We start from the raw sequence: 12,496 nt of genomic DNA on the forward strand, positions 1-12,496 counted from the left end.
GGCCGCCCCGCCAAACACCAACTACCAACTACCAACTACCAAGGAATCCTTACATGTTCAGCCTCCAGAACCAACGCGCAAAACTGATCAACCTCAACCCGCGCGCCGAACTGCACGGGGAAGACAAGCACCTCGCGTGCGACCTCAAGTTCGAGATCAAGGTCAGCAACGACGTCCTGAGCGAGTTTCACCCGTCTCTGAAGTCCGCCCTGTACAAGAAGGAATCCGACGCTGCCCAGGGTGAACTGATCGATGACCCGTCGCACCTGTCCGGCCTGCGATTCCCCGAACTCGGCCCGATCAAATGGGGCTGGGAGGGAGCTGGATACGAAGTGACGATGCACATCGGAGTGAGCGGAAAGGGGAACGCATTCCTCCTCGACTGCGAGGTCGACAGCTTCCGATTCGCATGCCAGGAAGGCGGAACCGTCGTCGTCTCGTTCCGAGTCATCGCCCACCCGGACGCCGCAGATCTGGGCCGGATGTGCGAACTGATACAGCAAGAGGTGGAGATCACACTCACCCCGCCGAGCGCGGATGATCTCCTGCGCAAGCAGATGAAGGAAATGGAAGAGGAGGAAGCGGCGTGACCACCAGACTGCTCCGCCTACCCGCGGTGATCGATCGGGTAGGCCTCAAGAAAACAGCGATCTACGACCTCATCCGATCCGATGAATTTCCAAAGCCAGTCAAGCTCGGAAGTGCAAACGCATGGCCTGAAGTCGAGATTGATGAATGGATCAACAAGCGAATTTCGGCACGCGACAACGATATCGCCATGGAGGCAGCATGAACGCCCGCGAAAACACCATCACCCCGCTCCGCACCAAGATCGCCGCCCACCTCGATGCAGCTGGAGATGCAGACGCAGACCAAATCGCCAAGGCCGTTGGCCTGTCCGACCGCCCGTCCGCTGTCATCAAGGAACTCAATTCCATGCGCACCGACGCACTTGTCGAGTGCGAGAACCGAAAGAAGCGGATGGTGTACTGGCTCGCCGTTCCGGTCGCGCAGATCGACGCCACCGCCGCGAGCGAATCGTCTTCGCAACCATCCAGGCCTGACGGAATCCGGGCAGGAACGCGCGCCGCTCAGATATGGGACGTGCTTCGTGATGATGCGAAGCTCACGGCACGCGAGATTGCATCGATACTCCAGTGCGCCAGCGGTGCGCTGGACCCGGTCATCAGCACGCTCTACAAGAACTTAACGATCAGCCGCACAAAGGGTCCGGATGGCGTGTATCGGTATCACCGTCCGGCTGCTGAGTCGAATCAAGGGAAGCCGCAAGCTGCACCTACAATTTCGGATGATGCAGAACCCTGGCATGCCCCAGAGCTGCAATACCTAGCCGCAGAGGACTACGTCATGCCTCCTGCTGACCCGGTGCTGCTTGCAAAGGCAAACCGCATGCTTGCAGAGCGCCTGGCACGCGTCGCGCATGTGCTGCGCGGCTGCGGACTGCCTGCGCTCGCTGAGATCGGATGCGGGGAAGATCTGCAGATGGCCACTGCTGCACTGGCAGGGGCATATCAGGCCAAGCTGTCAGAGCTGGACGAAAGATGCCGTGCGCTCGACGCCATCCGCGAGCACCTTGCTCCGCTTGAATCGATCATTGATCCGTCCGATCTTTCAGAGATTGAATTGGCTAGGCGCGCTGCTGAGACGATCATCACGCTCCGCGACACCGTGCACAAGATCACCGAGGGCGACGACGCCGTTGATGTGCTTCAAGCCGCGACAGGCTTCGTCGTGCTCGCCAGCAAGCGCAAGCCTCGCCGGATTAAGCGGCCCGAGGCTGCGCGCGAAGCTGCCATGTCCGCAATCCGTAGCGGTGCGCAGCGGGCCGGCGTGTTCGCGCTCGTTCCGGTTGGCGAGGCCCGCCGTGGGGCGGTTTGGATGGATTCGTGATGACCCGCCCCAAGAGAAAGCCACGCCCCTGTACTGCGCCGATGCTTGTCATCCAGGCTACGAACGACATCGAGACGCACGAGCGCATGAGCGTTCAGGCGTTCAAAGAAGGATTGGCAAACACGGACCACTTCGACAACCTCGCCGACTGCCACGACCTGCTCAACCTGGCCGCAGCCGACAAGAACGATCCGCAGGTGATAGCTGTGTGCGACCTGACCGGAATTGCGCTGCTGAACATCAAGGACAACTACGACGCGTTCGGAAACTTCGTCGCGGACGCAGACGAACTCAGGGCGCTCGAGCTGCTCGCAGATACCAGCAAGGACTTCTGGTCGAGGCAGAGTGGCGCGTTCTTCCGTGACTGCTTTACGGAACTGAAGAAGGTGCGGGCGGTGCAGAAGGAACGGAGGGTTGCTGCATGAAGCGCGACGCCTTCACCGCATTCCCCGACGACGTCCGAGAGATCCGCCACTTCCACCTGTTCTGCGGCCTCGGTGGTGGCGCGAAGGGTTTCAACAAGGCTTCACCGCGGGTCGGAAGCATGGTAGGAAAGTTCCGCTGCATTGGCGGGATCGACGTCGACGCACCTGCAATCCGTGACTTCGAGCGCCTGACTGGGACGCCAGGCACGGTGCTCGACATGTTCGATCGCTCGCAGTTCAAGGACTTCCATGGCATGGAGCCGCCCGCAGGCTGGCGCGAATGCACGCCGATGGACATCCGTGCCGCGGCCGGCGGTGAGTACCCGCACATCGTGTTCCTCTCCGCCCCGTGCAAGGGCTTTTCCGGACTGCTGGCAGAAGGCAAGAGCAAAACGGCAAAATACCAGGCGCTGAACCGCCTCACGGTGCGCGGCGTGTGGCTGATGCTGGAAGCCTTCGCCGACGAGCCGCCAGAGCTGATCGTCTTCGAGAACGTGCCGCGCATCGCCAACCGCGGCCGGCATCTGCTCGACCAGATCGGCGAACTGCTGCGCACCTACGGTTACGCGGTGGCCGAGACCACGCACGACTGCGGCGAGATCGGCGCGCTGGCGCAGAGCCGCAAGCGATTTCTGCTGGTGGCACGCCACATGGCCAAGGTGGCACCCTTCCTCTACGAGCCGGACAAGAAGCGCCTGCAGGCCGTGGGCACCGTCCTCGATCGCATGCCGCTGCCGGGCGATCCCGCCGGCGGGCCGATGCACCGCGTGCCGCGGCTGCAGTGGAAGACCTGGGTGCGGCTGGCGTTCGTGGAGGCTGGCAGCGACTGGCGCAGCCTGAACAAGCTGGCGGTGGAGAACGGGCACCTGCGGGATTATCTGATCGTGCCAGAGTACCACCAGGGCTACTTGGGCGTGCATTGCTGGGAAGATTCCATGGGCACCGTCGCCGGCCGCTCGACGCCAAGCAATGGAGCGTTCTCGATCGCTGACCCGCGTTTCGACCAGTCCGCCAGCTGGAACGATGGGCAGGCTTACGGCGTGCGCAGGTGGGACGAGGCGAGTGCTACGGTAACCAGCAAGCTGGCCCCGGGGAGCGGGTATGGGTCGGTTGCGGATCCGCGCCACCTTGGCCCCGCCAAGCACTGCAACGAGTTCCGCATCGTGCCATGGAGCGGCACGGCCGGCGCCGTCACCGGTGCGCATGGGTCCGGCCAGTGCGTTGCCGATCCACGAGGCGCTGATGATCCAGCACTACTGCACGGAAAGTACAAGGTCGAGGCATGGAACGAGCCGGCGCGCACGGTCATCGCTGGAAATGCGAACGGTGCATTTGCCGTTGCTGATCCGCGGCCGAACGGCATCCCGGAGCAGGGCGACCACTACCTGACAGGCGGGCATTACGGCGTCGTCGGCTGGGGCGAGACATCCGGTGCCGTGTCGGCGGCGGCCTGCCACGACAACGGTCGGTGGTCGGTCGCTGATCCACGCAACTTGACGGAATGCTCAACTTGCACCGAATCGCAAACTGCCATGCCGGCGCCGGCGGACAAGCTGGTCGCGGTGATTCGCTCAATCGACGGCACCTGGCACAGGCCATTCACCACGCTCGAGCTCGCGGCGCTGCAGAGCTTGGTCGATCCGGAAGAGCAGCTTGAACTGGATGGCCTCTCAGACAGCGCGTGGCGTGAGCGCATCGGCAATGCGGTACCTCCGGATGCTGCCGAGGCGATCGCGGGGGTAATGGGCACCACGCTGCTGCTGGCGTGGTCTGGCGAGACCTTCACGCTGTCTTCCGCACCTGTCTGGGTGCGGCCGGTGGCGGTGGCGCTGAGCGTGGCGCAGGCTGGGTCAGCATGAACCGCGCCACCCTGATTCACTGCGCCCGCGCATACCTGGCCCAGTCAAAGCACTTCACCGGCCGGGCCCGTCGCTTCTCGTTCGTGCTGCTCGAGTGGGCTGCGCAGTGCCGGCGAAGAGCGTCCTGTGCTGTGCGTGAACCGATGCAGAGGGGGCTGTTTTGATGGCGCTACGCGAGCTTGTGCAGATCGAGTGGTGCGACCCGGATAGCGACTGGCCATGGTTCTGGCTGCTCGGCATGCGCGGAGACTGGCTGAAGCTGCAAGGCGCTGACTACCCGGACGGCTCGGCGACGCACGCCGGCTGCGTGATATGGGTGCACCGGTCGGACATCAAGCAAATGCGATCTAACGCAGAGCTAACCGGAGACGAGCGATGAGCGAAGCGAAGAGTGAGGCGTCCGCGTTGAGCGCCGAGTTAGAGCGCATGACGTTCGATGACCACAAGGAGGCCACTGCTGCGGACTGTGAAGCGGTTGCTGCGCTGCTGACCGATCTGGCCGGCGAAGTGCGGAAAGGCAACCTGCGCGCCTTCGAGGATTTCTGGATCGAAGGCGGAACAGAAGAAGGAGACGCCAAAGTGGCCTTCATCCGCGAAACGATAGCGCTGCGCTTCTACCACCGCGAAGAGGCGGTGCGCTCTAACGTGGAGTTGAGCGGAGCAAGCCCGCTTGCGGGCGCAGCGTCCGCTCGAACGCAAAGTTAGAGCGCAGGAGCGAACCATGACTGACAAGGCTTGCGAGGTATGTAAGGGTACTGGCTGGATTTGCGAGAACCACATGGACACTCCGTGGGGTAACGGACCAGGGCAGTGCGATTGCGGGGCGGGGAAGAACTGCCTTTGCAACCCGAACGGAGAAGTTGAATGGCAGGCTGTATATGCGACGACGGAACCGGAAGAGGTGAAAGAGTGGGCGCATTGATGATGCGCTCTAACGTGTTGTAGACGTCAACTGACGTCTATTCCGTCCACCACACAGACCGCGGCCACGAGCCGCGGTTTTTGTTTCCGCCCCATGTGTGATAATCCACAATCAAGGCGCGGCCGGGAGCCAGCACGTGAAGAAGCGGGTACAAAAGCGGGTACCGTTTTGACGGCTGCATCGGCTGACTCAGCAAACACAGGAGGTCTAGCCAAAAATGCTGCTGATGATCGACAATTACGACAGTTTCACCTACAACTTGGTGCAATACTTCGGCGAACTGGGCGCTAAAGTGAAAGTATTTCGCAACGACGAGATCACGCTTGAACAGATCGCGTCCATGCAACCTGCGCAACTGGTGATTTCCCCCGGGCCATGCTCGCCCGCCGAGGCCGGCATCTCGGTGGCGGCAATCCGCGAGTTTGCCGGCAAGCTGCCCATTCTCGGGGTCTGCCTCGGGCACCAGAGCATCGGCGCCGCCTTTGGCGGCCGCATCGTGCACGCCCAGCGCCTGATGCACGGCAAGACCTCGCCCGTGCATCATCTCGACAAGGGCGTGTTCAGGGGGCTGCCCAATCCGCTGATTTGCACCCGTTATCATTCACTGGCCATTGAACGCGAGACCCTACCCGACTGTCTTGAAGTGACGGCCTGGACCGAAGACGGCGAGATCATGGGCGTGCGGCACAAGACGCTGGATATCGAAGGCGTTCAGTTCCACCCCGAATCCATCCTGACCGAGCGCGGGCATGACCTGCTGCGGAATTTCCTCGACCGCGGCGACACCTTGCCCGCTGCGGCCTGACCGACATGAGGACGAATCCAATGATTACCGCCCAACAGGCACTGCAGCGCACGATCGAGCACCGCGAGATCTTCTTCGACGAGATGCTGTCGCTGATGCGCCAGATCATGGCAGGCGAGATTTCGCCGGTGATGACTGCCGCCATCCTCACCGGGCTGCGGGTCAAGAAGGAAACCATCGGCGAAATCACCGCTGCGGCCACGGTGATGCGCGAACTGGCAACCAAGGTCGTGGTCAAGCCGCCCCACGAGCACTTTCTCGACGTGGTGGGCACGGGCGGCGACGGTACCCATACCTTCAATATTTCGACTGCGACCATGTTCGTTGCGGCAGCTGCCGGCGCCCGCGTGGCCAAGCACGGCAATCGCGGCGTGTCATCGAAGTCGGGGAGTGCCGATGTGCTCGAAGCGCTCGGGGTGAATCTGGCGCTGAATGCCGAACAGGTTGCCGAGTGCATCGAAGCCACCGGCATCGGCTTCATGTTTGCGCCCAATCACCACAGCGCAATGAAGAACGTTGCGCCGGTGCGGCGTGAGATGGGGGTCCGGACCATCTTCAACATTCTCGGTCCGCTGACCAATCCGGCAGGGGCGCCCAATACGCTGATGGGCGTCTTTCATCCCGATCTCGTCGGCATCCAGGCGCGCGTCATGCAGCGCCTGGGTGCCAATCACGTGCTGGTGGTGCATGGCCTTGACGGCATGGATGAGGTCAGCCTGGGGTCCGGCACGCTGGTGGCCGAGCTCAAGGACGACAAGGTCACCGAGTACGAAATCCATCCGGAGGATTTCGGCCTGACGATGGTGGGTAGCCGCAATCTGCGTGTGGAAGACGCCGATGAGTCCCGTCGTACCCTGATTGGCGCGCTCGAGAACGAAGCGGGCCCGGCGTGCGAGATTGTGGTGTTCAATGCAGGCGTGGCCTTGTATACGGCCAACCTTGCCGCTTCGATCGGCGATGGTATCGTGCTGGCGCGTGAAATCATCGCCAGTGGTGCCGCGCGCGCCAAGCTGGACGCATTCGTGCAATACACGCGTCGGTTCGGAGCAGCCTGATGAGCGACATCCTGAACAAGATCTGTGCGGTCAAGGTCGATGAGGTCGCCGCTGCGGTCGAGCACAAGCCCTTGCACGCGATTCGCGCCGAGGCCGAAGCGCAAGCGGCAAGCCGCAACTTTGTCGCGGCCATTCGCGGCAAGATCGGCGCGGGCGCCGCGGCCGTGATTGCCGAGATCAAGAAGGCGAGCCCGTCCAAGGGCGTGATCCGCGAGGATTTTCGTCCGGCCGACATCGCGCGTGCCTACGAGCGTGCCGGTGCGGCCTGTCTTTCGGTGCTGACTGACAAGCCCTTCTTTCAGGGCGCGCCGGAATATCTCCAGGCGGCGCGGGCAGCGTGTGCTCTGCCTGTGTTACGCAAGGATTTTCTGGTCGATGACTACCAGGTCTTCGAAGCGCGGGCCATGGGCGCGGATGCCATCCTGCTGATTGCTGCCTGCCTCGACCTCGCACAGATGCGCGAGATGGAGTCCATCGCGGCTGAGCTGGGCATGGCGGTGCTGGTCGAGGTGCACGATGGTACGGAGCTCGACCAGGCCCTGCAGTTGCAGACTCCGCTGATCGGAATCAACAACCGGAATCTGCGGACTTTCGAGGTTTCCCTGCAGACCACACTGGACTTGCTGCCGCACATTCCCGCCGATCGCATCGTGGTGACCGAATCGGGCATCCTGAGGCCTGAGGACGTGACGCTGATGCGGGGCAGGGGCGTGAATGCCTTCCTCGTCGGCGAGGCCTTCATGCGGGTTCCCGATCCCGGCGAGGGGTTGCGCGCCCTGTTCACCTGATCCATGAACGAGCCGGAAAGCGCAGCAGATCTTCCGCAAGTCCGTCGTCGATGGCGGCGCGTGTTTGTTGTGGCGGCTACCGTGCTATTCGGGTTTGTTTCGATCTTGGTCTGGGGGATCGCAACCGAGTCCGGACTGAAAGCCCTGGCTCGTCTGGCAAGATCTGCAGCCCCCGGGAATCTGACGCTGGGCGAGGTTCGCGGGCGCTTGATTGGCCCGCTTGAAGTCGATCTGCTGGCGCTTCACACGCCTGATCTTGCGCTCAGGCTCGAGACGCTGGCGCTCGAGTGGACGCCGTGGGACCTGCTTTCGGGCCGGGTGGCCGTCTCGTCTCTCACGCTCGCCAGACTTGACGTGCATGCCCGCGCAAGTGACGCGCCATCACCCCCCGCGCGTCTGCCGGATCAACTGCGTCTACCCGTTGCGCTGCACCTGCCCCGGATCGAAATCGAAACGCTGACGATACATCGCGCCGAAGCGAGCGAGTCATTGTCTGCGGAGACGACCGGTGCCTTCACCGTCAGGAACATTGCACTGGGTTTCGATAGCGACAGTCAACGTCATCGCCTGCAGCGACTCGACGCCAGCCTGACGTTCGGCAGACTCAACGCGAGTGGCAGCATCGACGCAGTGGCGCCGTTCGCCCTTGAGTCAAGGGCGACGCTCAGTGGCGACATCCAGGCCGACCAGTTGCCCGAGGGCATGAGGATAGCATCAGCCGATCGGGACTATCGTATCGAGATGGACGCCACGGGCGTGCTTGCCGAGCCCGTGCTGAATCTGCGGGCCAGTGGTGCCGGCTTGCGTGGTGAGGGACATGTCGAGGCGACGCCGTTTGCCGACGTGCCGTTGAAGGCGCTCGAGCTCGCTCTCGGCGAGTTCGAGCCTTCCATGTTTTTCCCCGCTGCGCCGAAGGCGCGGCTCCGACTGGATGCAAGCCTGCGCGCCAGTGCGACCGATGGCTTGACGCTGAGTGGTCCTTTTTCCCTTCGCAACGAACGGCCGGCCACGGTGGATGCGGGCGGACTGCCGGTGGAAAGTCTGGGCGGCACGCTCACCTGGTCCGAAAAGGCCGTCGGTGTCGAAGGGCTGGACGTGAGACTGCCCGGCGGCGGAACGATTGGCGGAAAGGTGACGTGGTCACCACCCGCGCCACGCGCTGCAACTGCGGACGCGTCGGACATCACGCAGCGTGTGGATGGCCTTGGGCGTCTGGCCCTGCTGCTCGAACTGGCAGGGATCGATACCGCCCGTCTGGATACACGCCTGCCGAGGCAGCAACTTCAGGGACATGCGGAAGCAAAGGCGAGTGAATCGCGCCAGACGGTGTCGGTAAAGCTCAATGCGGGTGCGGCGAGTCTGGTGGCCAGCGCTGAAGTCGACGCTCCGACGGCGTCCGGAGCCGAGCGTCCTTTCAGGCTCAAGGCAGCGTTGCGCAAGCTCGATCCGCGCAAGTTTCATCCCTCAGCGCCGGCTGCCCGTCTCAATCTCGACGTGGACGCACAGGGTGCGCTGGCCGAAACCGCGGACCTGTCGGTCCGCTTCAAGCTTGTCGATAGTGCCCTGGAAGGAAGCGCACTGTCCGGAAACGGACGTTTCAAGGTGCTTGGGCAAACCGTTTCAGATGCGCTGCTGGCGCTCGATCTGGCGGGCAACCGTGCGCGCGTGGAGGGTGACTGGGGGAGGCCCGGGGATCGTCTGCGCTTTTCGCTGGATGCACCGGCGCTGGCGGCCATCGGTCACGGCCTTGGCGGACGGGGAGGTGCCGAAGGCGAACTGGGTGGCGGAATCGCAGCGCCCGCAGGATCGATCCGTTTTTTTGGTGAGCAGTTGCTCTTACCTGGGGGTGTCCGAATCGCCGGGCTCAACGGCGAAGGACAGCTGGCAGCCGGTGTCGACGGCCCTTTCAGTCTCTCCGCAGGTGTATCTGGCGTGGGCGCGGTGGGCGCCGATCCCGATTGGATCGCGGTGGCTCATCTATCTGCACAAGGCAGGCGCGACCAGCATCGTATCGAACTCAGCCTGACCGGCGCCGAGGCCGACGCGCTGGAGGCTGTGCTCGACGGTGGACTGAAGTCGTCTGCCAATGCGGCGCCGCGATGGGAGGGACGCTTGCTCAGTCTCACGTCCACGGGGCGCTTCGTGTCGCACCTGCAGGCACCTGCAGGGCTGACACTTGGCGCCGACCGGGTCGAGTTGGATGAGGCGGTGCTGGTCGCTGGCGAGAAGGGGAGGATCCGCCTCGAAGCGACGCGCTGGTCGGCCACTGGAAGCGTTCTCAAGGGTGCACTGACCGGCCTTTCATTCGGTCTCGAGTCACGCCCCGAAGGGCGCCCGCGACGCGGGGGCGGGTCTTTGATGCTGGGGGCGGAATGGGATCTGCGGTTGGCCGAGACGGTAGAGGGTGAAGCACGACTGTTTCGCGAGTCGGGTGATCTGGTGGTCAGCGGCGAGATTGGCACGCGGCTCGGCCTTGAGCGTTTCGAAGCGCGTCTGGTCGCGCGCAACAACCGCCTGGCCTTGTCGGTGGGCGCGCTCGGTACCGAACTGGGCGAACTGTCCGGCTCGCTGACCGCACTGGCGGAGCGCAGTGCGCAGGGCGGCTGGCAACTTGCGCCGCAGGCGCCGTTGCTGGGGTCGGCACGCTTGCAGATGCAGTCGATTGCCTGGCTGGGGCGACTGATGCGGGAGAATGTGGAGACGGCCGGCAGCCTCGATGCATCCTTTTCCGTTGCCGGTACGCCAGCCCAGCCTGAAGCCAGTGGCAGCATCAATGGTCGCGACCTGCAGTTCGCGTTGATCGATCAGGGGTTGATTCTGCGTGGCGGTGAGCTGGTGGCCGATTTCAATCGCGATCGCCTGCGTCTATCGGCCTTGCGTTTCGTTTCGCCCAACCGGGTGAGACCCCGTGATGACCGTGTGCCGTTCGCCGCGCTGACTGCGACGCCGGGGCAGTTCGTCGCCTCGGGCGAAGTCGCGCTCGACTCGGGAAAAGGCTCCTTCGTGTTTTCGGCTGATCGCCTGCCCTTGTTGCAACGTGAGGATCGATGGTTGATCCTGTCCGGCAAGGGGCGGGCCGCATCGACGTGGACCTCGCTCGACATCGACGCCGATTTTCGAGCGGATGCGGGCTTCGTTGCGATTGGCGACTCTCCTCCGCCCAGCCTCTCGGACGACGTTGTCGTGTTGGGGCGCAAGACCGCCGAACCGGGTCGCTTCGCCCTCAAGGCCCGACTGGGCGTCAACCTGGGCGATGCGCTATACCTGTCGGCAATGGGTGTGGATACCCGCTTGGCGGGAACGCTCGAGTTACGCATGGCACCCGGCGTACCCTTGTATGCAGTGGGCACCATTTCCACCGTAGGCGGCAGCTATCAGGGCTATGGACAGCGCCTGAGCATCGAGCGCGGCCTGATCAACTTCCAGGGCGCGATCGACAATCCGGGGCTCAACATCGTTGCCCTGCGCAAGGGACTCGAGGTCGAGGCCGGGGTGGCCATCAGTGGCAGCGCGCGGCGCCCGCAAGTGAAACTGGTCTCCGAGCCGGCGGTGCCGGATCCGGAAAAGCTGTCATGGATCGTACTCGGGCGGGCGCCCGACGCGGGCGGAGGCGCCGACCTCGCACTGCTGCTGCCCGCAGCCCAGGCACTGCTCGGTGGAGACAGCGGCGGAGGCATGACGGCGGAGCTCTCGCGCAGCCTTGGACTGGACACATTCTCGATAGGGCAGGGCGAACTCAACAGCACGTCGCGCGCGGCGACGAGCCGGGTGCTGGGCAGCGGCTCGCGGATCAGCAGTGGGCCCACGGTGGCGGGGCAGGTGCTGAGTGTGGGCAAGCGGCTGTCGGCGGATCTGGTGCTGTCGTTCGAGCAGAGTCTCGGCGGCGCGGAGTCGCTGGTAAAGCTGACCTACCAACTGGGGCGACGCGTGTCCGTCGTTGCGCGCGGAGGCACCGACAACGCGCTCGACATCTACTACACTTTCTCCTTCCGCTGAATCTGGCAAAGAGATGACGTATGCCACGAATGAAATCGTCACTCTGTGGTCACAATACCGGAAGCCCCGGATTTTCCGGCCTCGACTGCCAGCAGGGGGCACGGGATGCGCGACGGCCAGTTGAATTTCATGAGGAAGAACGATGACGAAGACGATGGAGCCTGCGACACTTGGAACCGCCATTCTCGGTGGTGGCTGCTTCTGGTGTCTCGAGGCGGTATTCCGCGAGGTGGAAGGCGTGGTGTCGGTGACGTCCGGTTATGCCGGCGGTCATGTCGATGCGCCGACCTATCGCCAGGTGTGCGAGGGCACGACCGGACACGCAGAAGTGGTCAAACTAGAATTCGACCCTGCGCGTGTCAGCTATCGGGACCTGCTCGAGATCTTTTTCGTCATCCACGACCCGACCACGCTCAACCGCCAGGGCAACGATATCGGTACCCAGTACCGCTCGGTGATCTTCGTCAGCGACGATGAGCAGTTGCATACCGCGCTTGCCCTCATCGAGGAACTCGGCGAGGCGCGGATCTATCCGCACGCGATCGTGACGCGAGTCGAGCGTGCAGTGCCCTTCTGGCCGGCGGAAGTCGAACATCACGAGTATTACGCCAATCATAGCGACCAGCCCTATTGCCAGTATGTCGTGGCCCCCAAGGTGTCGAAGTTTCGCGAGAAGTTTGCCAACCGTCGGCGTCGGGGCGGTTAGAATCGCTGCCTTTACACCACCCCCTTGCG

The 12,496-nt window shown here is 63.4% G+C and carries 11 protein-coding genes; all 11 read left to right on the plus strand.

Annotated features, from left to right (window positions below):
* The first annotated feature begins 53 nt into the window (after positions 1-53).
* The 11 genes from J5J83_RS19890 (at position 54) to msrA (ending at position 12,467) form a co-directional block, all read left to right on the plus strand.
* A complete protein-coding gene (locus J5J83_RS19890) occupies positions 54-590 on the plus strand; it encodes a hypothetical protein (protein ID WP_212351664.1) in 537 nt (178 codons plus the stop codon).
* The gene (locus J5J83_RS19895; protein WP_212351665.1) at positions 587-793 is read left to right on the plus strand and encodes an AlpA family transcriptional regulator; all 207 of its coding nucleotides are present in this window, start codon (positions 587-589) and stop codon (positions 791-793) included. The genes J5J83_RS19890 and J5J83_RS19895 overlap by 4 nt, the downstream gene beginning before the upstream one ends.
* The gene (locus tag J5J83_RS19900) at positions 790-1,911 is read left to right on the plus strand and encodes a hypothetical protein (RefSeq protein ID WP_212351666.1); all 1,122 of its coding nucleotides are present in this window, start codon (positions 790-792) and stop codon (positions 1,909-1,911) included. The genes J5J83_RS19895 and J5J83_RS19900 overlap by 4 nt, the downstream gene beginning before the upstream one ends.
* Entirely contained in the window at positions 1,911-2,336 is a 426-nt protein-coding gene (locus J5J83_RS19905) for a hypothetical protein (RefSeq protein ID WP_212351667.1), read from the plus strand. Before J5J83_RS19900 ends, J5J83_RS19905 begins: the two co-directional genes overlap by 1 nt.
* The gene (locus J5J83_RS19910) at positions 2,333-4,195 is read left to right on the plus strand and encodes a DNA cytosine methyltransferase (RefSeq protein WP_212351668.1); all 1,863 of its coding nucleotides are present in this window, start codon (positions 2,333-2,335) and stop codon (positions 4,193-4,195) included. Before J5J83_RS19905 ends, J5J83_RS19910 begins: the two co-directional genes overlap by 4 nt.
* 375 nt (positions 4,196-4,570) lie before the next feature.
* The gene (locus J5J83_RS19915; RefSeq protein ID WP_212351669.1) at positions 4,571-4,900 is read left to right on the plus strand and encodes a hypothetical protein; all 330 of its coding nucleotides are present in this window, start codon (positions 4,571-4,573) and stop codon (positions 4,898-4,900) included.
* Between the two features lie 434 nt (positions 4,901-5,334).
* Positions 5,335-5,922 (plus strand): aminodeoxychorismate/anthranilate synthase component II, encoded by a 588-nt coding sequence (locus J5J83_RS19920; RefSeq protein ID WP_212351670.1) that lies wholly within the window; start codon positions 5,335-5,337, stop codon positions 5,920-5,922.
* A 20-nt stretch (positions 5,923-5,942) separates the two neighbouring features.
* Positions 5,943-6,977: an anthranilate phosphoribosyltransferase gene (gene trpD / locus J5J83_RS19925; protein WP_212351671.1), complete on the plus strand. Its 1,035-nt coding sequence runs from the start codon at positions 5,943-5,945 to the stop codon at positions 6,975-6,977.
* The gene (gene trpC, locus J5J83_RS19930) at positions 6,977-7,765 is read left to right on the plus strand and encodes an indole-3-glycerol phosphate synthase TrpC (RefSeq protein WP_212351672.1); all 789 of its coding nucleotides are present in this window, start codon (positions 6,977-6,979) and stop codon (positions 7,763-7,765) included. The genes trpD and trpC overlap by 1 nt, the downstream gene beginning before the upstream one ends.
* Before the next feature lie 81 nt (positions 7,766-7,846).
* Positions 7,847-11,761: a translocation/assembly module TamB domain-containing protein gene (locus J5J83_RS19935; RefSeq protein WP_349251927.1), complete on the plus strand. Its 3,915-nt coding sequence runs from the start codon at positions 7,847-7,849 to the stop codon at positions 11,759-11,761.
* 142 nt (positions 11,762-11,903) lie between these two features.
* Positions 11,904-12,467, plus strand: a complete 564-nt coding sequence (gene msrA, locus J5J83_RS19940; RefSeq protein WP_212351674.1) for a peptide-methionine (S)-S-oxide reductase MsrA — start codon at positions 11,904-11,906, stop codon at positions 12,465-12,467.
* Positions 12,468-12,496 lie beyond the last annotated feature (29 nt).

This window comes from Azoarcus sp. L1K30 (genome assembly GCF_018122735.1).
Classification (GTDB): Bacteria; Pseudomonadota; Gammaproteobacteria; order Burkholderiales; family Rhodocyclaceae; genus Parazoarcus.

What these genes read in the sequence shown, in the direction of transcription:
- J5J83_RS19890 (WP_212351664.1), top strand. Translation starts at nt 54, where the DNA reads ATGTTCAGCCTCCAGAACCAACGCGCAAAACTGATCAACCTCAACCCG.
- J5J83_RS19905 (WP_212351667.1), top strand. Translation starts at nt 1,911, where the DNA reads ATGACCCGCCCCAAGAGAAAGCCACGCCCCTGTACTGCGCCGATGCTT.
- trpD (WP_212351671.1), top strand. Translation starts at nt 5,943, where the DNA reads ATGATTACCGCCCAACAGGCACTGCAGCGCACGATCGAGCACCGCGAG.
- J5J83_RS19900 (WP_212351666.1), top strand. Translation starts at nt 790, where the DNA reads ATGAACGCCCGCGAAAACACCATCACCCCGCTCCGCACCAAGATCGCC.
- msrA (WP_212351674.1), top strand. Translation starts at nt 11,904, where the DNA reads ATGACGAAGACGATGGAGCCTGCGACACTTGGAACCGCCATTCTCGGT.
- J5J83_RS19920 (WP_212351670.1), top strand. Translation starts at nt 5,335, where the DNA reads ATGCTGCTGATGATCGACAATTACGACAGTTTCACCTACAACTTGGTG.
- J5J83_RS19910 (WP_212351668.1), top strand. Translation starts at nt 2,333, where the DNA reads ATGAAGCGCGACGCCTTCACCGCATTCCCCGACGACGTCCGAGAGATC.
- trpC (WP_212351672.1), top strand. Translation starts at nt 6,977, where the DNA reads ATGAGCGACATCCTGAACAAGATCTGTGCGGTCAAGGTCGATGAGGTC.
- J5J83_RS19915 (WP_212351669.1), top strand. Translation starts at nt 4,571, where the DNA reads ATGAGCGAAGCGAAGAGTGAGGCGTCCGCGTTGAGCGCCGAGTTAGAG.